Here is a 26,476-nt window from a genome sequence, read left to right on the forward strand (position 1 = left end):
CTACTTCACCTTGATCATCCGGCCGGCATTCGCCTCGAGACGGATCATGATACGGTTATCCGGCTCGATCGGGATCGTCTCCTCGGTCTGCAGGTCGAAGGCAAGCTCCGCCTTCATCGGAAGGGTCACATAGAACACGGCCGGCTGCTCATCGTTGTTGAGCGCCGTCACAACCGCACTGTTATGGTCCACGCGGGCGTAGGCCCACTGACGGTTCTGGAGATACAGCTCCTTATACTGGCCCATGTGGAGCTCCGAGTTCTTGCCATGGATCTCCGCGAGCTTCGCAACATAGGAGGTGAAGTCGTTCGGCTTCATCTCATCGAGGTCGATGGAAGGACGCAGCGGTGAATCATCCGGTCCCTGCTTCACACCCTCGAGGCCGAACTCGCCACCATAGTAGATGGACGGCTTACCCGGCAGGGTAAACATCGCCATATAGCATGGGCGGAGATTGTTCTTATTTTCGAGCTTCGACGCGATACGATCCACATCATGGTTCTCGAGGAAGAGATACAGATCCCGTCCGATCGTAAGATTACGGTTCACATTATGCGCGATCTCAAAAAAGTTATGACTGTTGAAGCCACTGTAGATCGACTTATGCAGCTCGTAGTTCGTCACCGAGTGCAGGGTCTCCGGATTGACCCAGCGTGCATACTCACCGTGGATCACCTCGCCCATCAGCCAGAACTCCGGCTTCATCTGGTTCGTGAAGTAGCGAAGCGTATGCTGGAAGCCCATATCGAGCACGTCGGCACAGTCGAGACGGAGACCATCGATGTCGAAGGTATCGATCCAGTACTGCACGACATCAATCAGATATTTACGGACGCCCTCGCAGTTGAAGTTCAGCTCCGGGAGCTCCCAGGCACCGCGCCATGCACTGTAGTGGAAGCGGTCGCCCCATGGGGAACCGCCATCGAAACCAACGCCCTTGTACCAGTCCTTATACGCACTGTCCCAGCCCTTCTCCTGGATATCCTTAAACGCGAAGAAGCCACGACCGGTGTGGTTAAACACGGCATCGACGACGACACGGATGCCGTAATTATGCGCTGTATCCACGAAGTGGCGGAAGTCTGCATTGGTCCCCAATCGACGATCGACGGTTTTATAATCCGTGGTGTCGTAGCCATGACTGCCGGACTCGAAGAGCGGGCCGATGTAGATGGCATCGCAGCCGAGCACCTTCAGGTACGGGATGAAGGCGTCGAGCTCAGAAAAGCGTCGACGGATCTCTCCGCCATCGTTCTGCTTCTCGGCACCCACCATGCCGAGCGGATACATATGATAAAAAACAGCACTGTCATACCAGGCCATATTCACCTCCGAAAATTGCGCACGAAGGCTTCGATACGGTCGAGCGCCTTCTTCAGGTCATCGATGGAGTATGCGTAGGAGATACGCATGAAGCCCTCTCCACAGTCACCGAAGGCAGTACCTGGGACGATCGCGACCTTCTCCTCCTGAAGCAGGCGGTTCGCAAACTCCTCGGAGCTCATGCCAAAGCGCTTGATGGACGGGAAGACATAGAATGCGCCATACGGCTCGAAGCAGTCCATGCCCATGTCGCGAAGACGCGTCACAAGAAAACGACGGCGCTGGTCATAGGCTTCGCGCATGCGGGCGATATCTTCATCGCCGTTCTTCAGTGCCTCGACGGCAGCATACTGCGAGGTCGTCGGTGCGCACATGATGGCGAACTGGTGCAGCTTCAGAATCTGCCGGAGGATCGGCTTCGGTGCACAGCAGTAGCCGAGACGCCAGCCGGTCATCGCGTAGGCCTTCGAAAAGCCGTTGATGTATACGGTACGATCGCGCATACCCGGGAACTCGATGATACTGTGCATCTCGCCCTTGTAGGTAAGCTCTGCATAGATCTCATCGGAGAGGACATAGAGGTCATGCTCCTCGATGATCGGGACGAGCTTCTCGAGGTCCTCCTTCTCCATGATGGCACCGGTCGGGTTGTTCGGGAACGGCAGCACGAGGAGCTTCGTCTTCGGCGTGATCTTCTCGAGAAGCTTCTCCGGGGTCAGACGGAACTCGTCCTTCTCTTCGAGCTCGATCGGCACCGGCACACCACCCGCCATGATGGCACACGGGGTGTAGGAAACGTAGCTCGGCTGCGGGATGAGGACCTCATCACCCGGATTCAGCATGCAGCGCATCGCGAGGTCGATCGCCTCGGAGCCACCGACGGTGACCATGCACTCACTCAGCGGGTCATAGCTCACACCGAAGCGGCGGTTTACGTAGTTTGAAATCTCAACACGCAGTTCCTTTAAGCCAGCATTGGACGTATAGAAGGTACGGCCCATCTCGAGGGAGTGGATACCCTCTTCACGTACATGCCACGGGGTATCGAAATCCGGCTCGCCGACACCGAGGGAAATCGCATCCTCCATCTCCGACACGATGTCGAAGAACTTACGGATGCCGCTCGGCTGGATTTCTGTAATTCGATCATTTAATGGACTTCTCATAAGGACACCTTCATTCTCTCGTCAACACGCGGCTGCTCGATGACGGTGCCGTGATCCTTATACTTTCTCAGCACGAAATGCGTCGCGGTGGACAGGACGGAATCCATCGGAGACAGCTTCTCGGAAACGAACAGTGCCACCTCCTTCATGGTTCTGCCCTTGATCATCACGGTGAAATCGAAGGATCCGGACATGAGGTACACCGCATCCACCTCATCATACTGATAGATACGCTGGGCGATGGAGTCGAAGCCCTGTCCACGCTGCGGTGTCACCTTCACCTCGATCAGCGCATCGACACGCTCGTCGGCGGTCTTGTCCCAGTTGATGAGCGTATGATAGCCGCAGATGATGCCCTCCTGCTCCATACTCTCGATTTCTGCCTTCACTCTCTCCTCATTCTCACCGAGGATATCGGCGATGTCCTTTGTGGTCAGACGTGAATTTTTTTCGATAATTGCAAGAATCTTCTCTCTCATGGTTCTATACTCCTCTTTTTCAGATGTCGGCGCACAACATTTTTATTTTAAACATCCGACAGGCTGCAGACAACTTAATATTTACTTTCGCTTCGCGCCCTCCAGGTAACGTTCCAGCTCCTCGTAGTCCTCACGGGTGAGGTAGGCCGGCTCGACGCCATCCACGCGGAGGCGCTTCTTTCCCTTCGTGAAGCGTCCGAAGACAGCCGCCTGGATCGGCTCCTCTGTCCGGCGATGGGATGCGTCGAAGCCGGCGCGGTCTCCCTGCTCGAAAATCGCATCAGCACCGGCCTTTGCCAGGCCTGCCTGCGCCTTCAGGAAGTCCTCCACCAGCTGTGTGCCCCGATCGACGGCCAGCAGCCAGCAGTCTTCCGACCAGAGCCGGTACGGGAAGAGGTCGAACAGCTCGCAGACCTCCATCGTAAACTGACGGATCGGGATGCGATCATAGCGGAACTCGCAGCCCACACCATCGCCTCGCTTCTTCCCGGTCTCCGGGTCGATGCCCTCCGATGCGCAGAAGTCCCACAGTGCCTTCAGGGCACCGCCCTTCGCCACCGGCCAGCACTTCGTGACGCCATAGTTTTTCTGATAGCCCGGAAGCAGCTGCTCCAGCGGATCACACGAACCCGAAGGAGCGCCCTCCGGGCGGCAGGCTCGAGCATCCAGCCCCTCCACTTCCTCCGCGAGGTACGCCGTGCCGAATCGTTTTCTGATGTCTGTCATTCGCCGATCGAGAAGGACACGAAGCGCATACGTTCCGACCTCACCGATCATGACCAGATCCTGGCCAGGAGTGATATCATGTTTCATAAACGTCTCTCTACTTGTTTCTATAAATAAAGAGAGACAGCCCGCTGGGCTGTCTCTCCGTCATTCTGTGTCCATCAAAGAATATATGGAAGAACCATGGTCAGCACCATTGCGGCAACGAGGGCAATGACGATAACCGCGGATACGGTCTTTTTCTGCTTCGGACTCATCATATCGACTTATCTCCTTAAATCTCTATATCTTCGTTTTTCAAATGATGCCCTATATAATACACTCTTTCCGATGCGCTGACAAGTTTTTATTATAGGGCCACACACGCCAGAATGTCCAAAGTGCCCCTCCGGGCTTCCTGGGCTGTCTTCTTGACACCTCGACGCCCTGGATCAGTCGCCCTGGATGGCTTTGACGGCATCGATGACCGCACCTCGGAAGCCGTGCTCCTCGAGGGAAGCGATGCCGCAGATCGTTGCACCGCCCGGTGAGCAGACATCGTCCTTCATCGCAGCCGGATGCTTTCCGCTTGCAAGCTGCAGTGCTGCGGTGCCTTCGAGCATCTTTGATACGAGCGGATATGCCGTCGCACGCGGGATGCCGTACATGACGGCCGCGTCGGCCATCGCTTCCATGAAGACCTCCGCAAAGGCAGGTGCACAGCCGCCGATGATACCGCCGATGTTGAGCTGCGCGGTCTCGACCGGAATCACCATAGAAATCTTCTCAAGTAAGCTGTGAACCAGGGTTTCCTCCTCCGATGTAAGACTCGTCGCCTTCTCGGCGATGAAGATGCCTTTTCCGACCGAAACCGGGATATTCGGGATCGTGCAGAGAAGGTGCGCAGATGCCGGAAGGATTTCTTCTTTCTCATAACGTGCGAGGTCATAGCCCCACGCTACCGAAACGATCAGCTTGTCAGCGAAGTGCGCTGCGTATGGCTTGATGACCGTCGGAATCTTTACCGGCTTCACAGCGATAAAGATAAGGTCCGACGCATCGGCTACTTCTGCGACGTCATGGCAGGCATGCATACCGGCTGCGTGTTCACCGTCCGAAGGCGCAAGTGCAGAGATTTCAGCACAGCGTGCTGTGAGCTTCTCAAAGTGTCCGCCACAGGCATAAATATTACCCGCCGGGATGCCCGCACGGATGAAGCCCTCGGCCACTGCACCTCCCATATTTCCTAATCCGATAAATCCGATATGAAGTTCATTCAGTGATTTCATATTTAAATCCTTTCATAAAATACTCAGAGGTTTTATGATACCCATTTCACAGGCGTGTCCCACTCATTTCAGTGATGAGGCGTTATGATAGCACACCGCCCTACGCAATGGTTTTCCCTAGTGTAGGCCGAGGGCAACGCAGTGTCAAGATTTCACACTTCTGACGCAATAGCGTATTCCAGAAAAAGGCATTGCTGAAAACAGTAGCGGTCAGAACGCCCGGAGGGCTGTCCCCGGAAGCCATACGAAGAGGTCGTGAATAAATCCAAATCGGGCCCTTAGAACCAGTTGGAATAATTTTTCCTTAGCACCCTCTGCAATGCTGAGTTTTCATAAAGAAAACTCAGTGATTGCAGAGGGCCTACCGGTTCTAAGGGCCCGATTTGTGATTTTTCCGACCTCGAAGTACTGTGCTGCCGGGGACAGCCCTCCGGGCGTCCTAGTGTACATTCGATTTCAGCTGCAAGCGCGATCAGATGAAGTGCTGTTTATGTGACGAGAACTCCAGTCGCGACAGTGCACGGGCGAGGGATGACTGGGTCATCTTGAATTCGCCGACGGACTGCTTCTGGCGGAGCTGCTCGAGGGCACGCTCCTTCGCCTCCTCCGCACGACGCACATCGATCTCCTCTGCGGTTTCGCAGGTGTCGACGAGCACCGTGATTCGGTTATTCGCACAGTTCATGATACCGCTGCTGACGAGAACTTCGATGCGCTCTCCGTCCGGCTTCACGATTTCCATCGGTCCGGTCTCGACAGCCACAACACATGGTGCATGATGCGCCATCAGGCCACGGAAGCCATCTGAAGTATTGATTTTCAGATACTGTGCATGCTCATCATAAAAAACCTTATTCGATGCAATCACCTGTAAACTGAACAGTGCTGGTGTGTCTGCCATTTCAAAACCTCTTCACAATTCGATTTCTTCCGGCTGTAGCACAGCCGGAAGCCGGATACGTCGCCCGTGCTTCGTGTTCTGACCGCACGCTGCACAGGCCGTCTTGCCGGCATACTCTATATATATCCTGTTTTACGCCTTCTTCGCGTCTGCAGCCGCCATATCCTCGGCCTTCTTCTTCACATCCTCGATGGTACCGACGTTAAAGAACGCACTCTCCGGATACTCATCCATCTCACCATCGATGATCGCCTTGAAGCCCTTGATGGTATCAGCGAGCGGTACATATCTGCCCGGGATACCGGTGAACTGCTCACCGACGAAGAACGGCTGGCTCAGGAAGTTACGGATCTTACGTGCACGGTATACGGTCATCTTATCCTCCTCGGACAGCTCTTCCATACCGAGGATGGCGATGATATCCTGCAGCTCCTTGTACTTCTCGAGGATCTGCAGTACACGCTGTGCTGTATCATAGTGCTCCTTACCGACGATCTCCTCGGTCAGGATTCTGGAGGAGCTCTCCAACGGATCGACGGCCGGGTAGATGCCCTGCTCTACGATCTTACGGGACAGAACCGTCGTCGCATCGAGGTGCGCGAAGGTCGTCGCCGGTGCCGGGTCGGTCAGGTCGTCGGCCGGAACGTAGACGGCCTGTACGGAAGTAACCGAACCTTCCTTCGTCGACGCGATACGCTCCTGCAGCTGGCCCATCTCCGTCGCGAGGGTCGGCTGATAACCGACGGCTGACGGCATACGACCAAGCAGAGACGAAACCTCGGAGCCTGCCTGTACGAAACGGAAGATGTTATCGATGAAGAGCAGCACATCCTTATGCTGCACATCACGGAAGTACTCGGCCATCGTAAGACCGGTCTCCGCCACACGCATTCGGGCACCCGGTGCCTCATTCATCTGTCCGAAGACGAGCGCCGTGTTCTTGATGACACCACTCGCGGTCATCTCGCTGTAGAGATCATTACCCTCACGGGAACGCTCACCTACACCGGTGAAGATCGAGTATCCGCCATGCTCCGTCGCGATGTTCCGGATCAGCTCCTGAATCAGGACCGTCTTACCGACACCGGCACCACCGAACAGACCGATCTTACCACCCTTTGCGTACGGTGCCAGCAGATCGATGACCTTGATACCGGTCTCGAGAACCTCCTGTACCGGATTCTGGTCCTCGAACTTCGGCGGCTTCCGGTGGATCTCCCAGTGCTCCTCCGTCTCCGGTGCCGGCTGTCCATCGATCGCATCGCCCAGCACATTAAACAGTCTGCCGAGGGTCTTCTCACCCACAGGAACAGTGATTCCGGCACCTGTATTCGTGACGACCATGTCCCGCTCGAGTCCCTCGGATGCACTCAGCATGATGCAGCGCACGACGCTCTGCCCCATCTGCTGTGCCACCTCCATGACACACTCTCTGCCATGATTATCTACCTTAAGTGCAGTCTTGATCTCCGGAAGCGGTGTGGTATCAAACGCCACATCGACGACCGGTCCCATCACCTGCACGATTTTTCCTGTCTGCATGTATCCTCCTAACTACTTCCGCTGCTGCGCGCGGGCGCCAGCGGCGATCTCCGTGATTTCCTGTGTGATCTGTGCCTGACGCTGCCGATTATACTGGATGCTCAGCTGCTGCTTCAGCTTGTTACCACTCCGGTTCGCGGCATCCATCGCGGTCATACGTGCATTCTGCTCCGAGCAGAAGGACTCGACCAGCGCACTGTAGATGAAACCGTTCAGATAATCCGGGATGACGTTGTCGATGATGGCCTTCGGTGTCGGACGCATACGGAACTCCTCCATACCCGCGACCATCGGTACCGTCGTTCCCAGCACACCGCCGTTCAGCTTATCCAGCGGAAGCAGCTGCTCGGTCTCAGTGACCATCTCCAGACTGTTCTTCATACGTGTATACACGATGTAGAGCGCATCGAACTCATGTGCCTCGAAAAGATCCAGCATATGACCCGTGATGACACGTGCCCGATGCAGGGTCGGATTCTGCGCCGTATAGCGGAAGTGGTGCGCGATCGGCTCGTTCTGTGCATGGAAGTATGCACGGCCCATCTCGCCGACGACGAACAGCTGATGATTCGGGCGTTCCCGGAGGATCTCCTCGGTCCGCTTGATCACATTATGATTATAGGCACCGGCGAGACCCTTATCCGCTGTCACGCAGATGACTGCCGTCTTATAATCCCTCGGTTCCATCGTTTCACGAACCGAACGACGCACATCCAGGTATGGATGCGTGAAATCCTCCGGCAGATGACGAAGGATACGCTGGATCATCGTCTGCAGCGTATAGAAATACGGCTCGGTTTTCGCCAGATCCGTCTTCGCCTTCCGGAGCTTCGTACTGGAGATGAGGTACATGGCGTTGGTGATTTTCAGCGTATTATCGATGCTCGAGATACGATCCCGAAGCTCTCTTGTTGTTGCCATGATGTACTCCTGTCTTCCGCCAATGCTTCCCGCCGGCATCCTCATGTCCCGGAGCCGATTCGACTCCGCAGGATAAAATGTCACGTCCTACGTATAGATAACGATATGGACGAGGCAATCCTCACCTGCTGCACGACGATGCTTCGCCGGAAGCATTGGCGTTATATGATGAAACGCTTAGACTGCGCTCGTGCTTCCTGATGTGCTGTGCTCGCTGTCCCAGATCTTCAGGAACTCGTCGGCGACGCTCAGAATGCTCTTCTTCGCATCGTCATCGAGCACCTTCGAAATCTCGAGGTTCTTACCGATCTCCGGATAGCGCTGTGCGAAATACGTGAGCATCTCCCCCTGGAATTCCTTGACATGCTTCGGCTCGACGCTCATCAGTTTCTTATTGAGCGCGGTGACAAGGGTGATGACCTGATCCGCCAGGGACATCGGATGACCGAGTGGCTGCTTCAGAAGCTCCATGAGCACCTTACCCTGGGTCAGGAGATCACGGGTGTTCTGATCGAGATCCGAGGAGAACTGCGTGAAGACGGCCATCTCACGATACTGCGCGAGATCGATACGGAGGGAGCCGGAGGCCTTCTTCATGGCCTTCGCCTGTGCCGCACCACCGACTCGGGATACGGACAGACCGACGTTGACGGCCGGACGCTGACCCTCGAAGAAGAGGTTGCTCTCGAGGAAGATCTGACCATCGGTGATGGAGATGACGTTCGTCGGGATATAGGCCGAAACATCACCATCCTGGGTCTCAATGATCGGAAGTGCGGTGATGGAGCCACCACCGAGCTTCTCACTGAGACGGCAGGAACGCTCGAGGAGTCTCGAGTGCAGATAGAAGACATCACCAGGATACGCCTCACGTCCCGGTGCACGACCGAGAAGCAGAGACAGCGCTCTGTAGGCGACGGCATGCTTACTGAGATCATCGTAGACGATCAGGACATCCTGTCCCTTGTACATGAAGTACTCAGCGAGGGCGGTCGCTGCATATGGTGCGATGTACTGGATCGGTGCCGGATCTGCAGCGGTGGCCGCCATGACGCAGGTATACTTCATCGCATCGTGCTTCTTCAGGTTTTCAACGAGCGAAGCAACGGTCGACTCCTTCTGACCGATGGCGACATAGATACAGATACAGTTTTTATCCGCCTGGTTCAGGATCGTATCCATCGCGATGGAGGTCTTACCGGTCTGACGGTCGCCGATGATCAGCTCACGCTGTCCACGACCGATCGGGAACATCGAGTCGATCGCGAGGATACCGGTCTGCAGCGGCTCATTGACCGGCTGACGATCGATGATGCCTGGTGCCGGCTGCTCGATGGCGCGGTACTCGTCCTCATGGATCGGACCGAGACCGTCGATCGGCTCACCGAGAGCGTTTACGACACGACCGAGGTAGTCATTGGATACCGGTACGCCGGCCATACGACCGGTACGCATACCACGACTGCCCTCGCCGAGTCCGGTCTCGTCACCGAAGAGGATGACACCGATACGGTTCCGCTCGATGTTCTGTACCATACCCTTCGTCCCGTTATCGAACTCGATGACCTCGCCATACATGGCATGATCGAGGCCGTTCATGATGGCGATACCATCACCGACGCTCTCGATGAAGCCGATTTCCTTCTTCTCGGCCTTCAGGTCGAAGTTTGAGATGCCCTTCTGAAGAATCGTCAGGATGTCGGCATCGCTTGTGAGGCTGGAACGGGTATTCCGGAGCTGCTCGAGGAACTGATTCCGGCGGCCGCTCGTCGACCAGTCGTACTGATCGTTGCCTACCTCGAGGATGAAGCCACCACCGAGTGCCTTATCCTCCTGCATCTGAAAGTCGAAATACTGGGTCTTATATTTATCAAAAACGAACTTCTGAATATTCAGGAGCTGCTTCTCCGTCGGCTTCGTCACGTAGCGAAGACGAACCTGGGTCTGGCGCTCTGCAGTCGCACGGATCTCACTGTACTGCTGTGCGATGTCCTTCCAGCTTCCGAGCGCATTCTGCTCACAGAGAAGTTTCAGGGTATCTCGCACCTCGGTCGGGAACACACTGTCGATGATGGTGTTTCTCTTCTCCAGTGACACGGTCGGATCACCGAGCTCGGAAAGGGTTTCCGGCAGGACCTCAAAGATACGTGAGGTCGAACTCATCACGCTCGGAGAAACCTGCAGCTGAATCAAACGTTCTGCAATCTCTCTTGCATTCTGCGTCATCGCTTATGCCTCCTTCGTGCCGTTCGGCTGCTGCCCCTCACTGTCGTTCAGGAACTGATCAAACAGCTGGCTGTCGTTCGCTGCACTGTCATGAGAGGTCGCGATCTTATAGGCTGCCTGTGCGACGAGCACGGCCATCTGCTGCTGCATCTCATGCTGCTTCGTCTCGGCATCCTTCTCGGCCTGGATCTTCGCCTCGGCGATGATCTTGTCGGCCTTCTTGTTTGCGTTGTGGATGATCTCGTCGTACTCCTTCGACGCATCGATCTTCGCCTGATTGATGGTCTCCTGACGCTCCGTCTCGATGTTCGAGAGGCTCGCCTCATACTTCTCCTTCAGCGCTGCTGCCTCCTGGTTGACGGCATCTGCGTTCTTAAACGATGCCTCGATCTCGTTCTGACGCTTCTCGAGGACCGCGCGCACCGGCTTGAAGAGGAACTTCTTCATAAGGAAAACCAGGAACAGCAGGTTGATCACGGTAAATAATAAGTTGATATCTACTCTTAACATGTTTCTTCTCCTGTCTTCACTGTACTACTGTCTCAAACAAAGATCAGCCCAGGAAGAAGATGCAGAGGATACCGAGAACGAAGCCGTAGATCGCGGTTGCCTCGGCGAGGGCGCAGCCCAGAAGAAGGATTCTCATGATCTTGCCGTCTGCCTCCGGCTGTCTTGCGATGGCCTCTGCTGCCTTACCAGTTGCGATACCGATGGAAAGACCTGCACCGATGCAGGCGAATGCTGCTAAACCGACACCAATTGCTGTTACGCTCATAATTTTTCTCCTTTAAATTCATTCACAAATCAGCGACCATCATGGCTTTTCTGTTTTGGATGGTCGTCCTATGTTTACCGCTCTTCATTTCAAATGAAGGGGCTGTTTCACATTTGCAACGTGACGATCTCCCGGTCGACGGCATTGGCCGAACCCAGGGAGACGGTCGCAGGACGGCTGCGGTTTACTCCACCGCGTCCTGGATGTAAAGCGATGTCAGGAATACGAAAACGTATGCCTGAATCAGTCCGTCAAATATATCAAAATAGAGACTGAAGATGGCCGGAACGCCGACCGGAACGACCATTTTGATCAGCTCCATGATGATAAATGCGCCGAGTACATTACCGAAAAGTCGCATGCACAGGGACAGCGGACGAATCACCAGCTCGAGGATATTGATCGGTGTCACGATCGCAACCGGCTGTGAAAAGCTCTTCAGCCAGCCCTTCGCGCCCTTCGCGCGGATACCCGCGACCTCGATCAGCACGATACTGATGAGTGAAAGACCGACCGTGACATTCAGATCCTTGGTCGGCGGCTTCAGTCCGAACAGACCGATCACGTTGGACACTCCGATATAGATGAGGATGACGGAAATCAGGGTTCCATACTGCTTTCCCTTCTCTCCCAGCATCCCGTTGATGAAGTTGTCCAGGAAGGTGACGATCATTTCTGCGACCTGCTGACGTTTACCCGGGTTGTGTACCTTCAGGTTCGAACCCAGATAGATGGAAAGCGCAGCCAGTACAGCCATGATCACCCAGGTGATGACGGTCGATTCGGCAACTTGAATCCCTCCGAACACCGGAATCGTGAATGCAGTGGCGACCTGCAGCTGTTCCTGGAGTTCCGAAGTAAATTGCTCCATTCTACTACCTCCATATTCTTTTACGTAAGTGCTCGAGAGTGATGCCGCTCCGGGTGCCGTATGCAATAAAAAAATTCCGTACCGAAACCGGCCAACGGAATTCATCTATGCAGGGCAGCCCCCTTTTCCGGGCAGGCATGGTGCTCCCGATTACTTCGGTTGCTATTATATTCCGCATTTTTTCATATTCAAGCCGTATTTTTTATATATTTATCATGTCATTTTGACTTCGATTGTTCATTTTGATATATTAATCACAAGCTTGTATTGTATTTTTGGAAATAATCTCTATTGGTAACAGTTCAGGCAGGGGATCCGGCGGGGCGGCCTGAACTGTTACCTCTATTGAGCGAAGAGGTCCCTATGGTTTCGTATGATTATTATCGCATCTTCTATTATGTCGGCAGCTGTCGCAGCTTCACCCAGGCAGCACGCATGCTCGGCTCGAATCAGCCGAACGTGAGTCGCGCGATGAACAGCCTCGAGGCAGAGCTCGGCTGTAAGCTCATGCACCGCGGGAAGCGTGGCATCACCCTGACACAGGTCGGGCAGAAGCTCTACGAGCATGTGTCGATCGCGTACGAGCAGCTGAGTTTCGGTGAGCGGGAGCTCCAGAAGGATGTCAATATGGAAAGCGGTCACGTCACCATCGCCGCCTCCGAGAACGCACTTCGTCTCGTGCTGCTGCCGGTGCTGCGGGACTTTAAAAAGAACTTCCCGGAAATCAGCATCAGCATCTCAAATCACTCGACGCCTCGCGCACTGAAGGCACTGCGGGACGGCCTCGCCGATATCGCACTCGTGACCACACCGCTGGCGATTCATGGTACGCTCTCGATGGAGCCACTCTTTGCCTTTAAGGAAATCCCCATCGTCGGTCCGGGGCTCCGGCACCTTGCGGAGCAGCCCATGTCTCTGCGTGAGCTCGATACCTATCCACTCATCAGCGTCGGCCGCGATACCGGCACCCGCGAGCTCTATGTGCAGTACTTTCTGAATCATCAGCTGCCGTTCGATCCGGAGCTGGAGGCCTCCTCCACGGATCAGATCCTGCCGATGGTGGCGTATGATCTCGGGATCGGTTTCTATCCAGAGGCACTCGCGCGGGATGCCCTCGCGCGTGGTGAGGTCTATCGTATCCAGCTCACCGACCCGCTGCCGGACCGGACCTTCTGCGCGGTCGTCGATCAGTCACGTTCACTGTCGACAGCGGCGGAGACGCTGCTGCAGGAGTTCGTCAAGCTTCGGCATTAAAAAACTCCGTTGGAGAGGGGCACGTCCCTTTCCAACGGAGTTTTTATATTGATCAGCTGAAGATTCTCCAGCCGGCGATGAAGTGGTTCGCCCACCATGGACCGAGTGATCTATGTACGACACGTCCGTTCGAGGAGGATGCATCGATGACGCTGCCGCCACCTGCACAGATGCCGACGTGGCCGGATACGACGATGATATCTCCTGCCTGGAGCTCGTTGTAGGATACGCGACGGAATCGTCCCGGATTACGCCATCCGGAGGAGGTCATGTAGGATACACCGACACCTGCCTGGTTGAGACACCAGTAGACGAAGCCGGAGCAGTCAAAGCTGTTCGGTCCCTTGGCGCCCCATACGTATGGGCAGCCGATCTTCGATGCGGCGATGGATACCAGTGCACCTGCGGATCCGGAGACCGTCGCTCCGCCGCCGACATTGCCGCTCACTGCACTGCTGTTATTCTTACTGCTGCTGCTCTTATTACCGGACGAGCTGCTGTTGTTCCGGTTCGTACCTGTGCTGCTCGAGCTGTTCTTCGGCCTCGACTTCGCCTTGCCGCTGTAGAACATGTTCATAGTCTGTGCACCGGCCGCACCATCCTGGCCGAGTCCGTTTACCTTCTGGAAGCTTGCGACGGCGTTCTTCGTCACTTCACCATAGTAGCCGGTGATGTTGCTCTTATCGAGGTAGCCGTACTTCGCGAGGTACTCCTGCAGGTTCTTGACGGAATCGGACTGCTCGCCGAGACGCATCGCGAACGGCATCGCGTTCGGATTCTCGAGCGCTGCTCTGGTATCCGGACCGAGGTAACCATCGACGATCTGGTCGTTTCGTGCCTGGAAGGCCTTGATGGCCGCCTGCGTGCCCTGTCCGAAGTTACCATCCGCTTCCCCACTGAGATAGCCGAGGTTGATGAGGTACTGCTGGTACTTCTTTACGAGGTCGGACTGCTCGCCGAGAGCGACGATGTTTGCCTTTACCTCATCTGAATAAAGAAGATTATAGGTTGCGGTGCCGTATATACCATCCGGATTCAGTCCGTTCTGTGTCTGGAGCTTTTTCATCGCCTCCACGGTCGTCTCGTCATAGGTACCATTGACATCCGAGGCGTGGTAGAGATAACCAAGGTTATACAGACGATACTGCGCATTCGTAACATCCGCACCCTGGAAGCCCGGCTTCAGCGCATAGTGCGGAGCCGTATCACTCATGATCGCATCCCAAGTCTGGACACCGCAGATACCATCCTGCGCCATGCCGACCTGACGCTGGAAATACTTGACCGCCTGTGAGGTCGCTTCTCCATAGTAGGTTGTCGGTTCATCAGGATCCATAAATCCGAGATCCATCAGGCGCTGCTGGAGATCGGCAACGACGGAGTTGATGACGCCGACCGTCAGGTTAACCGGTGCGAGGTCCTCGGCGGATCCGTCGATGGTGACACCGGCGATGGACGGAAGGACGTTCGAGTTGACCCCCAGCGCGGCGACGGCATCGACCGTGGCGGCTTCCGGAGCCGTGGTCACCACGATCTCTGATTCTGTCTCGGTCGCCATCCGGGTATCCCCGATCTGCTGCTGACAGCCGGTCAGCACCAGCATACTGCCCGCCAGCATCAGTGCTGTCAGACGGGTAAAGTTTCGATTTAACATATATTCGTAACCTCTCTGCTGCGTGTTCACTGTGCAGGATACACCGCACAGCTTGCCACTTTAAATTTCATCTGTATAAAAGTACATTATACCATGTCATGGCCGCTGTACATTTAAAATTCTCTTACGATATGTAAACTTCGAGACAGGAGACCGAATGGTCAGCCTGAACTTTTTCATAAAAAACAAGCCACATGCTTTCACATGTGGCTCTTCGTCGTGCACCTTCAGGGACTTGAACCCTGGACAAACGGATTAAGAGTCCGCTGCTCTACCAACTGAGCTAAAGGTGCATAAAACAGATATGAACTTTTCGAGTGCACCTTCAGGGACTTGAACCCTGGACAAACGGATTAAGAGTCCGCTGCTCTACCAACTGAGCTAAAGGTGCATTTGTCTTTCGTGTCGTGTCTTCCGCTCGACGCCTATGTAATATACAAAATCTGTTTTTGATTGTCAACAGGTTTTCAAAACTTTTTCAAAAAAATTTTGACCATATGTAACAGTTCAGGCAGGCAGGGGACCCTCCGGGTCCCCTGCCTGCAGAATTCTGTTTATGCTTCGTGTACTGGCGGTGTCGCGATCAGCTTGAAGATCGGATTTCCCTTTGCGGAGAACTTCTCTTCATATTCGGTCATGATATTGCCCTGGTTCATACGCTCGTCGTGGTGAAGGTCGCGGGTAACGGCGGTCAGGGTCCAGCCGGCTTCCGGGATGGACAGGAGGGAGTAATCAAAGAGGCCTTCGTTATCCGTCTTAAACTCGAGGTCGCCGTCCTGCTTCAGGAACTGCTGATAGATCTTCATGAAAACCGGGCTGGTGAGACGGCGGTTCGCCTGGCGGTCCTTCGGCCACGGGTCGGAGAAGTTCAGGTAGACGCGCTCGATCTCGCCGGCCTCGAAGACATCTGCGAGGAGGCGCGCGTCGATAGAGATGAAGGTGAGGTTCTGGAGTGCTTCACCTTCCGCCATCAGAGCTTCTCGCTTCTTCAGCGCCTTCAGCATCACGGTATCGTAACGCTCGATGCCGATGTAGTTGATCTCCGGGTGCGTCAGCGCCATCTGCTCGATGAACTGGCCTTTACCCATGCCGATCTCCACGTGGATCGGGTGCCCGTTACCGAAAAACTGCTGCCACTGTCCCTTGTTCTTCTCTGGTTCGTGTACGACGTACTCAGACTGCGCGACGTAGTCCTCTGAGCCGGTGATATGTCTTAATCTCATAATCTTTCACTTTCTGTTTCTATGTATAGGATGCCGATTCTGCACTCGCCTTCGAGACGTGCACGAAAACGACGGTTTTTCGCAGTGTAACATACATTCCGCGCAGTCGCAAGCAGGGGCTCGGCATTGCGCCCCGCCGATATCCACATCCCAACCCTACTTTTTCAGCACTGCTTCAGTTACGGCGTCTATACTGCTTCTGAATAACCGTTCATGCAGGGGCAGCTGCGTGACTGAAAAAATGCTTTTTCCTTGAAGTGATTTTGGAAATTGGTTATACTTAGACTGTATATTTAAAGAAGGTTTTTCCGAAAAAAGACATTCTTTTTTCTCAAAAAAATATCTTTCCGTGCCGTTTTCCGGCGCTGGGACATGTTCCCGTCAAGGAGGTTTCTGATGCCAACACCAAGAGAAGCTAGTATCTGGGGCAAAATTCGCACCGACTTAAATGAGGCTCAACAGAATATTCTGAACGGTCGCTATGCTGAAGCCATGGTTCTGGACCGTGAGATTCTGAAGCGGATCGTCCGTATGCAGGTGGATAAGGCGGTTCTCGTTTCGAACAATCTCGAGAGTGATATCGAGCAGCTGTTTGAAAACCGGCTGATTTCAAAGGAGACGCGGGATCAGTATCACGCCATCCGTTTATATGCGGAGCAGACCGAGAACGGTGTCCAGGCGACGGCGCAGGCGGCGAATGATTCCTTCTCTCTTCTGAAGGATGCACTCGAGCATTATGTAGACTCGAACGCGCAGCGTTCATCCGGAGGCGGCTACGAAACACGCAGCTTCCAGGGTTCCAGCCGCTTCTCCAGCGGTTACAGCGGACCGGCGGCAGGTGAGCGAAGTTTCGCTGCGGCAGGTTCAGATTCGTATGCTTCTACAGATGCAGCAGACGGCGTGAGCAGCAGCTATGAGGCAGACGGTTCAGACGATGCCGATACTGTGCGCCGTTATACTGCGCCAGAAAACGAGGGCGAATCGGCTGCCGGTTCGGGAGACGTCGACGCAGGCGCTGCTACAGCACCACGTTCATCCTTCGATGCGAGTGGTGTCGATCTTCCATTAGGAAATGCGCCACGTCGTTCCGGCAGTAATGTGCATCACCGCTCCAGCCGGAATACGAACCAGCGTCCGACCCGGCCGCTTCGTGATTCCGAGCGCGTATCCCGGAATGGAAATCGTCGTCCGGCCGCAACCAGTACAGCGAAGCGGGCAGCCGCTTCTGGTCGTCGCAATGCGAACCGTCCACGTGGCGGTCAGAAGGGCAGAAAGCAGGAGCTGGATCTGTACGGCATCCTGAAGTACGTGATTCCGATTCTCTGTCTCATCCTCGCGGTCATTCTGATCCGCGTTCTGATGGGCAACTCCGGCAGTGCGACGATCGAGACGACACCAGCTGCCACCGTAGCCGCCACCGAGCCGGTGATGGAGACCGAACCGATCGTTCCAGAGACGACGGCCGCACCGGAGCCGACGACCGCGATCTATATGACCACGACCGGCGTCAAGGTTCGTACCGAGCCGAATACCGACTGCCGTGTACTCGCCGTTCTCGATGCCGGCACGCAGGTCACCTATAAGGGTGAAGCCGATGGCTGGGTCAATATCGACTACAACGGCGAGGATGCTTACATCAAGAGCGATTTCGTTCAGCCGGTAGCCGCAGAAACACCAGCTGCAGAAACCCCTGCCGCCTGAATCCGCATAACATCACCCGAAGAGCTGTGCCCGCCGCACAGCTCTTCTTTTATCTTCATAAAACCGTCACATATTTCGATGCTTTCTTTTTTTGCATTGCTCCTCATAGTACGGTATACTAATGTAGTTAATTTATATTTTTTCATGGAGGTTTTCTATGCAGACAATACTGGTATGCGATGACGATAAGCAGATCGTCGAGGCGATTTCCATCTACCTGACCGGTGAGGGCTTTCATGTTTTAAAAGCCTACGATGGCTATGATGTACTGGACATCATGGAAAAGAATAAAGTTGATCTTCTGATCGTCGATGTGATGATGCCGGGGCTCGATGGTGTACACACTGTACTGAAGGTACGTGAAACGAGCTCGATCCCAATCATCATGCTCTCCGCAAAGGGGGAGGATAACGATAAGATCCTCGGTCTCAATGTCGGCGCCGATGACTATCTCACGAAGCCGTACAATCCGCTCGAGCTGGTGGCCCGCGTAAAGTCTCAGCTGCGCCGCTACACACAGCTCGGCAACATGGGTGAAACCACGAGCGAAAATATCTATGCCTGTGGTGGTCTCGTCATGAACGATGACACGAAGGAGGTCACCGTCGATGGCAATCCGATCAAGCTGACCCCGATCGAGTACAATATCCTGCTGCTGCTCGTAAAGAACGCGGGCAAGGTATTCTCTATCGACGACATCTACACCTCGATCTGGAACGAGCAGGCGATCGGCGCGGATAACACCGTCGCGGTGCACATCCGCCATATCCGTGAAAAGATCGAGATCAATCCGCGTGAGCCACGCTACCTCAAGGTCGTCTGGGGTGTCGGCTATAAGATCGAGAAGCAGGACGGCGACAAGTAATGATCAAAAAAGTAATCAGCGCGATTGTGAACGCCATCGCCATCCTGATGGTGCTCGTGAGCATCGGCATCCTCACCTTCGGCGCGGCGGGCGGAAATGCGCTCGAGTATGTGTCGCAGCCGGACTACATCGAAAGCAATGCCTTCGAGAACCAGGCCCACCAGACCATGGCTGACGTCTTCGACTATATCAAGCTCACGGATATCTTCGAGGAGGACGGCAAGCTGAATCTGAATCAGATCATCGCACAGGCCGACGTCAATGGGCAGAACGTTTCCTATTCCCTGGATTATCTCATCCAGTACGGGCGTTCCATGGGCTACTACTTCGATACGAAAAACCAGCTTCGGGAGGGCGGCGCAGCGACCGTCACGAAGGAGATGGATGAGCTGAAGCATCAGATCGTCGTACAGTACCGGGCCTACATGCCGAACTATAAGCAGCAGAGCCCGACCGATGGGCAGATGTCGCTCGGCACACTGACGAAGGAGGCACTCAGCCATCTGGCACGCTACTATGCCGTCAAGAGCGAATTTGATCCTGCACGTACAAACTTCTATTTTAATGTCATCTATCAGAAGGATCAGGAAAGCCGCGTCTATACCAACGCCCCATCACTGAGCGAGGACGAGATTCGCAGCCTTCCGAAGTACGCCTATACCGATTCGAGTTCGCTGGAGGTCATCTCTGACTACCACGACCTGCCGCAGGATCTCATCATGCTTCTGCAGGCGAGAAGTCCGTTCGGCAGTAACTGCCAGTATCGTTTTTCCACGGGTATCGACACCAGCTTTCCGGTGCAGGATGCCTTCGCAGACGCTTCACAGGAGTACAACGAGCGACGTGAAAACAGCATCATCGGTCTGACACTCCTGATCCTCTCGAGCGTCAGCTTCATCGTAAGCCTCGTGCTCCTCATCACCTGGACCGGCCATGGCGCGGAACAGAGCGACCGAAAGCCCCATCTTCTTCCGTTTGATCACCTGCCGGTCGAGCTTCGGATGCTGATCGGTGCCCTCTTTGGACTGATCGCCTTCCTCGTTACACCGGTATTCCTGAGCTCGCTCGAAAACATCCTCGGCGTCATCGATAACTGGAGCTTCTGGGAGAACTGCATCCGCTTCCTCGCGGATTACTTCGTGGCACTGCCACTCACGCTTTCGATCGTGCGCAGCTTTAAGGCCGGTCGTCTCTGGGCGGATTCGCTTCTGAACGGCACCGCTGGCCTCATCGGGCACTATATCCATGCGGCGGAAAAAACCACCCCGAAGATATTTACCTATGTGCTCTTCGTGCTGCCGAATCTGCTGGCTGCCGGTATGGTCGTAACGCTCTTCGTCCATTTCTTCCAGGCACAGAGCCTCCGGGCCTTTCTGTCGGCACTTGGCATCGCGATCATCATCCTCGCGATCGACTGCTACGCCTGGCGGATCGCCACCGGTCTCAGTCAGGCCGTGGATGAACAGGTCAAGGCAGAGCGCCTGAAAGCAGACCTCATCACGAACGTCTCGCATGACCTCAAGACACCGCTGACCTCCATCATCAGCTACGTCGATCTTCTGAAGCGAGAGAACATCGATAATCCGAACGTGCAGGCGTATCTGAAGGTGCTCGATCAGAAGTCCACACGTCTGAAGACACTGACGGAGGATCTGGTCGAAGCCAGCAAGGCAAGCTCCGGCAACGTCAAGATTGACTTCGCCGATATCAACTACACGGAGATCGTCGAGCAGGCACTCGGTGAGTTCGAGGACAAGACTTCAGCTGCAAAGCTCGAGATGATCCTCAGCTATCCGGAGCATCCGGTCATGATCCGTGCCGACGGCCGCCACCTCTGGCGTGTCATCGAGAACCTGCTGAACAACTGCTGCAAGTATGCGCTTCGTGGCTCCCGCGTCTACGTGGATGTCACCGAGGATACAGAGACAGGCACCGCTGCCTGCACGATCAAAAACATCTCCTCCCGTCCGCTGAATATCTCCCCGGAGGAGCTCACCGAGCGTTTCGTACGCGGTGATGTCAGCCGGACCACAGAGGGCTCAGGCCTCGGTCTCTCGATCGCGAAGAGCCTCACGAAATTAATGGATGGCGAGCTCGTCATCTCCATCGATGGCGACCTGTATAAGGCCGCGATCGTGCTGAAGACCGCCGCCAGGGATACAAATGAAGGATAAGAAAAAGAAACAAACGAAATATCTGTCACGCTTCGTCCGACGCAGTCTCCTGACACTGAGCGCGCTCTCACTGCTCTCCGCCACCGTCGTTTCGGATCCCTCTGGAACGATGCGGTCTGAGGCAATGTCGTCGACCGGGAACATCCTCACGGATGCCGGACGATCGGTGACATCGGTACTCAGCTCCGCGCTGTCTGCAAGTGGATGCGCACCACTCACCGCCTATGCAGCGACCTGGCCGACACCGGAATTCAACGTCGAATCCGAGGGCGCGATCCTCATCGATGCCGATTCCGGCGCTGTACTGTATGAAAAGAACGCGACGACCGCCTACTATCCGGCTTCGATCACGAAGGTACTGACCGCCATCATCGTCCTCGAGAACTGTACGAATCTCGAAGACAAGGTCACATTCTCCTATGCCGCGGTCAATGGGAATCTCGAGCAGAACTCGACGATCATCGGTGCGGTTCCGGGCGATAAGCTCTCCGTGCGGGACTGTCTCTATGGTCTGCTGCTTCAGTCGGCCAACGACTGCGCAAATGCCCTCGCCGAATACATCGCCGGCTCCAATGAAAAGTTTGCGGAGCTCATGAACCAGAAGGCAGCGGAGCTCGGCTGCGTGAATTCACATTTTGCGAACCCGTCTGGTCTGAATAATCCGGAGCACTATACCTGTGCGGCGGATTTCGCAAAGATCATGCAGTACGCGATCCAGAACGATACCTTCCGTTCCATCGACGCGACGCAGGTCTATACCCATGCGCCGATCAACAAGTATCCGAACGCGGATGCGCCGGAAAACACGATTTACGCCCATCACCATATGATGCGCCGTTCCTTCTCAGATTACTATCCGGGTGTGTTCGCCGGTAAGACCGGGTACACGACCCTCGCCGGCAACACACTGGTGACCGCCTGTGAACGCGACGGCATGACGCTGATCTGTGTCATCCTGAATGGACACAACTCGCAGTATCGCGATACACGAAATCTCTTCAATTTCGGATACGACCACTTCCAGTCGCTCGAGGTCGCCACCGCCGATGAGAGCTATAATAAGCTCGCCTCCAATCTGAAGGTAGACGGCATCCAGCTCGTGAATACGCTGGATTTCACCATCGATGCGTCCAACCATGTGACGCTCCCGAAGAACGAAAGCTTCGACAGTGTCCAGCGTTCGATGCGCTATGACCTGTCCGACAAGGAAAAAGCCGACGGCTCCTTCGCCCGGGTGGACTACAGTATGGACGACCGAAGCCTCGGCCAGGCCTATATCCGGCTCACGGATGACAGCGCGGCGAAGGCCGCGGCATCTCAGGATGCCGCGGTGATGGAGGCGAAGGTGCAGGAAACCGTACCAGAGACGATCCATCTCTCGGGGAAGACCGTGGAGGATACGAAGCCGAAGGTCGCCGGTCAGCTGCCACAGGAAAGCACGGCAAACCACGCACCGATCGTCCTGAACCGGGAGAAGGGCCGGATCGAGCTGCCGAAACCGATCGTTCGGGTGCTGCTCATCCTGGCGGTCATCGCACTCGTCGCCGGACTCGTCTTCGTCATCTACTATCTTCTGGAGCGTCGGGAGGAGTTCCTCCGCTCGCGTCGCCGGAAGCGTATGCTGAAGCATACGAGGGACCTTACGCGGGAGCAGAAGGCCCGACGCGATATGATGCTGAACAGTCGTACCGGACGCCGGAAACGCAAATAAAAACCAGGGCGGAACGCCGCCCTGGTTTTTTATTATTTATTTTCACTTATGCTTCCAGCCGTCCGATGATGACACCACCGTGCTCCCGCAGCCAGCGCTTCTGCTCTGTATAGTCCGGAAGAATCGATGCAACCAGCGTCCAGAAGCGCGCGGAATGGTTCATTTCCTTCCGGTGACAGAGCTCATGCACGATGACATAGTCGATGACCTCCTGCGGCGTCAGCATGAGGAGACAGTTGAAATTGAGATTTCCCTTCGTGCTGCAGCTTCCCCAGCGGGTCCGCTGATGACGGATCGTGATACGTCCATAAGAGACGCCGATGCGCTCCGCGTACAGCGCTACACGTGGTGGGATGTACTGCGCCGCCTGATGGCTGAGCTGCCGCAGCTCCTCGTCCGTCAGCGGAGACAGTGTATCGGCTGATGCACGCGCAGACTGGACCCGTGCCACGTGGGTACGGATCCAGTCCTGCCGTTCGAAGAGTATACGGTTGATTTCTGCGTTCGTCGTCCGGTAAGGCACCTTGAGGATGACCTCCGCCCTACTGTTCACGGACAGCACGATCGATCGGCGTCGACTCCGCTCGATGCGAACGGAATCGTTCTGCTCGACGGTATGCCCCTGTGACAGCTTACTCAACGATGAACTTGTGAAGGGTCTGCTTCGCTGTCGGCAGATGCTCGGTATCGAGCTTCAGATTAAGAACCTTGCCAAGACCCATATATAAAATACCAAGAAGTGATTTTGCATCAACAACGCGAGAGCCCTGTACGAGATCCATATCAAACGGCATGCTGGTCGTTGCAGCCACGAACTCTGTAACCGCGTCGCGATCCTGTAACATAATGTTTAATGTGCTCATAATTTCCTCCTGCAATAACGTGAGAGTAAAACAGTGAAAACCTCTCGAAATACATCTCTGTTTTCCGGGATGATACCATCGAAAAAGCGCTCTTGTCATCGACGAAATAGGCTAAAATTTGCACAGTTACGCGTGCCTTACTTCAGCATAATAACGAAAAAATATTACAGTTTTGTCACTATGTAAAATTACTGTGAATTTTTTCGGTAATTACAGTGAAATGGCGGAATTCCGTCACTTTTTCAGCGTTTGACTGATATATCAGTTGTTCAAAAAGTTCGATTACCTGCCCGTAAAATCCGGTACCACACGTTTTAAAACTGTTCCGCTGTTATTTATAGTGCACTTTTATTTTTACGTTCATTCTGCTATGCACTTGAGAATCAAGGAAAGAAAAGGTAAAATTTACGAATGATGAAAAAGGAGATTTCCAGTATGGATCAGCATAAATTAAATGAAGTAAATGAACTTATGGCGCGGAATCAGGTGGAGGGTCCAGACGATCCTGTCTCCGGTGAATCGACGGAAGACCGCGCAGAAACTGCGGAGAGCACCGTAGTGAATGAAGCGGAGACGACGAACGCTCCGACGCCGAAGCCCCCGGTGCAGGCGGGCGAATCGGCGCTGGGAACCTATCGAAAGAATGCACGGAAGTTTGCACTGCTTGGTGTGGGCGGCTGCGTACTCGGTCTTGCCGCGCTTCTCATGCTACAGCAGCAGAATAATCCGCTGATGATTCTGGCCGCGGTGGTGATGCTCGGTGGTGCACTGTTCATGGTGACCGGCATGTCCGCGCTGCGCCCGGATGGCATGGTACGCGCCTTTGCACAGGTGGCAGCGATACAGCCGACGACCGCGCAGATGCAGGACCTTCTGGACGCCGTAAAGGGCCTGAGAGGTGGCGCCCTGCATCCGCAGGTGAAGCAGCAGGTACTTTCCGCTGTCGCCCGCTATCGTGGCTTCGAGGGCTATGACGAGGCGATCGCCGCTGAGATCGAAGAGATCATACAGCATACACGGAAGCGCGGCATCATCTGAATAAAGACCGCTGACGACTTCTGTCTTTGTCAGCGCTTTTTCCATATATGAACGCATTAAAAACGTCCCTGGAAACATTCCGGGGACGTTTTTAATGCAGATCGCCAGCCTCGGGCGTCCTGCGAGAAGTTCGCAGGACTGTGCCTCCGAATACTGGCATCATCATAAAATTTACAGCACGACGCCATCCTTGAAGATGGAGATCTCACGGAAGCCGTTCTGCTCTGCCTTCGTCTTCTTACCAGACGCGATTTCCTTCACGAGGTCGAGGAGACGACGACCGGCGTCATCGACGGACTCACCCTGGGAAGCCACCGGACCAGCGTTGAAGTCGATCCAGTTTGCCTTGCGCTCGGCGAGGCGATCGTTGGTCGCGATCTTCGCAACGGGTGCCGGTGCGCCGAACGGTGTGCCACGGCCGGTGGTGAAGAGAATCACCGTGCAGCCGGCAGCGGTCAGGTTCGTGCTGGATACGAGGTCGTTGCCCGGTCCATAGAGGAGGTTCAGGCCCTTCGTATGTACCGGCTCTGCATAGGCGAGGACGTCGGAAATCGCCGCCTTGCCGCCCTTCTGTACACAGCCGCAGGACTTGTCCTCGAGGGTCGTGATACCGCCCTGCTTGTTTCCAGGGGACGGGTTATCATAGACCACCTCGTTGTGGCTGATAAAGTAATCCTTGAAGCCGTTCAGCATGTGTGCTGCCTTGTCAAAGATTTCCCGATTCACGCATCTGCCCATCAGCATGCTCTCGGCACCGAACATCTCCGGGACCTCGGTGAGGATGGAGGTACCACCCTGCGCCACGATCAGATCGGATACGCGGCCGACGGTCGGGTTCGCCGTGATGCCGGACAGGCCATCGGAGCCGCCGCACTTCATGCCGAGCACCAGCTTATCGAGACCGACCGTCTCACGCTTAAACTGGCCGGCATACGCTGCGAGCTCATGAAGCAGCTTCGTTCCGGTCTCGAACTCATCCTCGACGTCCTGGCAGGTCAGGAACTTCACACGATTCGGATCGTACGCACCGAGCTCCTCGAGGAACTGCTCGTGGGTCAGATTCTCGCAGCCGAGGGAAAGCACCAGCACGCCGCCTGCATTCGGATGACGTACGAGATCTGCGAGCAGCTTACGGGTGGTCGCGTGATCATGACCAGTCTGAGAGCAGCCGAACGGATGCGTATAGGTATAGAGGCCCTCGATGCTGCCCTGCACGATGTCCTGATTCATCTCCACGAGATGCTTCGCCACATCATTGACACAGCCGACGGTCGGGATGATCCAGATTTCATTTCGCGTGCCGACCTTGCCATCCGGACGCACGAAGCCCTCGAAGGTCTCGACCGGCATGGTCTTCTTCTCCGGCACCGCCGGCTCGTAGGTATACTCCACCTCGCCGGACAGATTCGTCTTCATATCGTGGGTATGCACCCACTGACCTGGCTTCACATCCTCGGTGGTGTGACCGATCGAAACGCCGTACTTGATGACCTGGCCCTCTGCCGCGATCGGCGTGACGGCCACCTTATGTCCCTGTGGGATGTCCTCCGCTGCGACGAGGTCAATGTCATCGACCTTGATTTCATCACCCTTCGCGATCGGAGCGATGGCCACGACGACATTGTCCTCCGGGCTGATATGCACTACCTTTGCTCTTGCCATAATTTTCCTCCTGAAACCACAGGCCGGAGCAGTGATCTGTCCCGGCCGATGATGTAAGCATTGAACGAATCCACATCACGAAAGGTCCGCGATGCGAAGCCGCTGTTCGATTGTTTGCCACGCTGTCCCAGGC

At 55.1% G+C, this 26,476-nt stretch carries 23 protein-coding genes and 2 tRNA genes; 6 read left to right on the forward strand and 19 right to left on the reverse strand.

What is annotated here, in order from left to right:
- The 12 genes from ACTNC3_RS03355 to ACTNC3_RS03410 form a co-directional block, all read right to left on the reverse strand.
- Positions 1 to 1,323: an alpha-amylase family glycosyl hydrolase gene (locus ACTNC3_RS03355; RefSeq protein ID WP_410042759.1), complete on the reverse strand. Its 1,323-nt coding sequence runs from the start codon at positions 1,321 to 1,323 to the stop codon at positions 1 to 3.
- 2 nt (positions 1,324 to 1,325) lie between these two features.
- Positions 1,326 to 2,489 (reverse strand): aminotransferase class I/II-fold pyridoxal phosphate-dependent enzyme, encoded by a 1,164-nt coding sequence (locus ACTNC3_RS03360; RefSeq protein ID WP_441226457.1) that lies wholly within the window; start codon positions 2,487 to 2,489, stop codon positions 1,326 to 1,328.
- The gene (locus ACTNC3_RS03365) at positions 2,486 to 2,968 is read right to left on the reverse strand and encodes an Lrp/AsnC family transcriptional regulator (protein WP_441226458.1); all 483 of its coding nucleotides are present in this window, start codon (positions 2,966 to 2,968) and stop codon (positions 2,486 to 2,488) included. The genes ACTNC3_RS03360 and ACTNC3_RS03365 overlap by 4 nt, the downstream gene beginning before the upstream one ends.
- A gap of 81 nt (positions 2,969 to 3,049) precedes the next feature.
- On the reverse strand, positions 3,050 to 3,781 hold the full coding sequence (locus ACTNC3_RS03370) for a hypothetical protein (RefSeq protein ID WP_441226459.1): 732 nt from the start codon (positions 3,779 to 3,781) through the stop codon (positions 3,050 to 3,052).
- 344 nt (positions 3,782 to 4,125) lie between these two features.
- Positions 4,126 to 4,962 carry a pyrroline-5-carboxylate reductase gene (proC, locus tag ACTNC3_RS03375; RefSeq protein WP_410042762.1) on the reverse strand — a complete coding sequence of 279 codons (837 nt, stop codon included), beginning with the start codon at positions 4,960 to 4,962 and terminating at the stop codon, positions 4,126 to 4,128.
- A 472-nt stretch (positions 4,963 to 5,434) separates the two neighbouring features.
- A complete protein-coding gene (gene atpC, locus ACTNC3_RS03380; RefSeq protein ID WP_410042763.1) occupies positions 5,435 to 5,863 on the reverse strand; it encodes an ATP synthase F1 subunit epsilon in 429 nt (142 codons plus the stop codon).
- A gap of 132 nt (positions 5,864 to 5,995) precedes the next feature.
- On the reverse strand, positions 5,996 to 7,405 hold the full coding sequence (gene atpD / locus ACTNC3_RS03385; protein ID WP_410042764.1) for a F0F1 ATP synthase subunit beta: 1,410 nt from the start codon (positions 7,403 to 7,405) through the stop codon (positions 5,996 to 5,998).
- A 12-nt stretch (positions 7,406 to 7,417) separates the two neighbouring features.
- Positions 7,418 to 8,326, reverse strand: coding sequence for an ATP synthase F1 subunit gamma (gene atpG / locus ACTNC3_RS03390; protein ID WP_410042765.1), 909 nt, complete (start codon positions 8,324 to 8,326; stop codon positions 7,418 to 7,420).
- A gap of 177 nt (positions 8,327 to 8,503) precedes the next feature.
- Positions 8,504 to 10,552 carry a F0F1 ATP synthase subunit alpha gene (atpA, locus tag ACTNC3_RS03395; protein ID WP_441226460.1) on the reverse strand — a complete coding sequence of 683 codons (2,049 nt, stop codon included), beginning with the start codon at positions 10,550 to 10,552 and terminating at the stop codon, positions 8,504 to 8,506.
- Positions 10,553 to 10,555: 3 nt separating this feature from the next.
- Positions 10,556 to 11,062, reverse strand: a complete 507-nt coding sequence (atpF, locus tag ACTNC3_RS03400; protein ID WP_410042767.1) for a F0F1 ATP synthase subunit B — start codon at positions 11,060 to 11,062, stop codon at positions 10,556 to 10,558.
- Between the two features lie 43 nt (positions 11,063 to 11,105).
- Positions 11,106 to 11,327 carry an ATP synthase F0 subunit C gene (atpE, locus tag ACTNC3_RS03405; RefSeq protein WP_410042768.1) on the reverse strand — a complete coding sequence of 74 codons (222 nt, stop codon included), beginning with the start codon at positions 11,325 to 11,327 and terminating at the stop codon, positions 11,106 to 11,108.
- 184 nt (positions 11,328 to 11,511) lie between these two features.
- A complete protein-coding gene (locus ACTNC3_RS03410; protein ID WP_410042769.1) occupies positions 11,512 to 12,198 on the reverse strand; it encodes a F0F1 ATP synthase subunit A in 687 nt (228 codons plus the stop codon).
- 363 nt (positions 12,199 to 12,561) lie between these two features.
- Here ACTNC3_RS03410 and ACTNC3_RS03415 point away from each other — a divergent pair, with 363 nt between their 5' ends.
- Entirely contained in the window at positions 12,562 to 13,452 is an 891-nt protein-coding gene (locus ACTNC3_RS03415; protein ID WP_410042770.1) for a LysR family transcriptional regulator, read from the forward strand.
- Between the two features lie 52 nt (positions 13,453 to 13,504).
- On the opposite strand, the gene ACTNC3_RS03420 is transcribed toward ACTNC3_RS03415, so the two are convergent.
- The 4 genes from ACTNC3_RS03420 to trmB form a co-directional block, all read right to left on the reverse strand.
- Complete coding sequence (locus ACTNC3_RS03420; protein ID WP_410042771.1) at positions 13,505 to 15,106, reverse strand: C40 family peptidase; 1,602 nt, start codon at positions 15,104 to 15,106, stop codon at positions 13,505 to 13,507.
- Positions 15,107 to 15,326: 220 nt separating this feature from the next.
- A tRNA-Lys gene (locus tag ACTNC3_RS03425) sits at positions 15,327 to 15,399 on the reverse strand.
- Positions 15,400 to 15,424: 25 nt separating this feature from the next.
- A tRNA-Lys gene (locus ACTNC3_RS03430) sits at positions 15,425 to 15,497 on the reverse strand.
- Between the two features lie 163 nt (positions 15,498 to 15,660).
- Complete coding sequence (trmB, locus tag ACTNC3_RS03435; protein WP_441226461.1) at positions 15,661 to 16,329, reverse strand: tRNA (guanosine(46)-N7)-methyltransferase TrmB; 669 nt, start codon at positions 16,327 to 16,329, stop codon at positions 15,661 to 15,663.
- A gap of 396 nt (positions 16,330 to 16,725) precedes the next feature.
- Here trmB and ACTNC3_RS03440 point away from each other — a divergent pair, with 396 nt between their 5' ends.
- The 4 genes from ACTNC3_RS03440 to ACTNC3_RS03455 all read left to right on the forward strand — a co-directional run bounded on the left by ACTNC3_RS03440 (position 16,726) and on the right by ACTNC3_RS03455 (position 22,780).
- The gene (locus ACTNC3_RS03440; RefSeq protein WP_441226462.1) at positions 16,726 to 18,030 is read left to right on the forward strand and encodes an SH3 domain-containing protein; all 1,305 of its coding nucleotides are present in this window, start codon (positions 16,726 to 16,728) and stop codon (positions 18,028 to 18,030) included.
- Positions 18,031 to 18,187: 157 nt separating this feature from the next.
- Positions 18,188 to 18,895: a response regulator transcription factor gene (locus ACTNC3_RS03445; RefSeq protein WP_410042774.1), complete on the forward strand. Its 708-nt coding sequence runs from the start codon at positions 18,188 to 18,190 to the stop codon at positions 18,893 to 18,895.
- Positions 18,895 to 21,069 carry a sensor histidine kinase gene (locus ACTNC3_RS03450; RefSeq protein WP_441226463.1) on the forward strand — a complete coding sequence of 725 codons (2,175 nt, stop codon included), beginning with the start codon at positions 18,895 to 18,897 and terminating at the stop codon, positions 21,067 to 21,069. Before ACTNC3_RS03445 ends, ACTNC3_RS03450 begins: the two co-directional genes overlap by 1 nt.
- Positions 21,059 to 22,780, forward strand: coding sequence for a D-alanyl-D-alanine carboxypeptidase family protein (locus ACTNC3_RS03455; protein ID WP_410042776.1), 1,722 nt, complete (start codon positions 21,059 to 21,061; stop codon positions 22,778 to 22,780). Before ACTNC3_RS03450 ends, ACTNC3_RS03455 begins: the two co-directional genes overlap by 11 nt.
- A gap of 46 nt (positions 22,781 to 22,826) precedes the next feature.
- On the opposite strand, the gene ACTNC3_RS03460 is transcribed toward ACTNC3_RS03455, so the two are convergent.
- Both ACTNC3_RS03460 and ACTNC3_RS03465 read right to left on the reverse strand, forming a co-directional pair.
- The gene (locus ACTNC3_RS03460; protein WP_441226464.1) at positions 22,827 to 23,420 is read right to left on the reverse strand and encodes a M48 family metallopeptidase; all 594 of its coding nucleotides are present in this window, start codon (positions 23,418 to 23,420) and stop codon (positions 22,827 to 22,829) included.
- On the reverse strand, positions 23,413 to 23,643 hold the full coding sequence (locus ACTNC3_RS03465) for an HPr family phosphocarrier protein (RefSeq protein ID WP_410042778.1): 231 nt from the start codon (positions 23,641 to 23,643) through the stop codon (positions 23,413 to 23,415). Before ACTNC3_RS03465 ends, ACTNC3_RS03460 begins: the two co-directional genes overlap by 8 nt.
- Positions 23,644 to 24,078: 435 nt before the next feature.
- On the opposite strand from ACTNC3_RS03465, the gene ACTNC3_RS03470 reads away from it, so the two are divergent.
- Positions 24,079 to 24,681: a hypothetical protein gene (locus ACTNC3_RS03470; RefSeq protein WP_410042779.1), complete on the forward strand. Its 603-nt coding sequence runs from the start codon at positions 24,079 to 24,081 to the stop codon at positions 24,679 to 24,681.
- A gap of 171 nt (positions 24,682 to 24,852) precedes the next feature.
- Here the strand turns inward: ACTNC3_RS03470 and ACTNC3_RS03475 are convergent, their stop codons facing one another.
- Positions 24,853 to 26,343, reverse strand: coding sequence for a UxaA family hydrolase (locus ACTNC3_RS03475; protein ID WP_441226465.1), 1,491 nt, complete (start codon positions 26,341 to 26,343; stop codon positions 24,853 to 24,855).
- Positions 26,344 to 26,476: the final 133 nt, after the last annotated feature.

The sequence above is a fragment of the Oribacterium sp. HCP3S3_B9 genome, from assembly GCF_052064255.1.
Classification (GTDB): domain Bacteria; phylum Bacillota; class Clostridia; order Lachnospirales; family Lachnospiraceae; genus Oribacterium.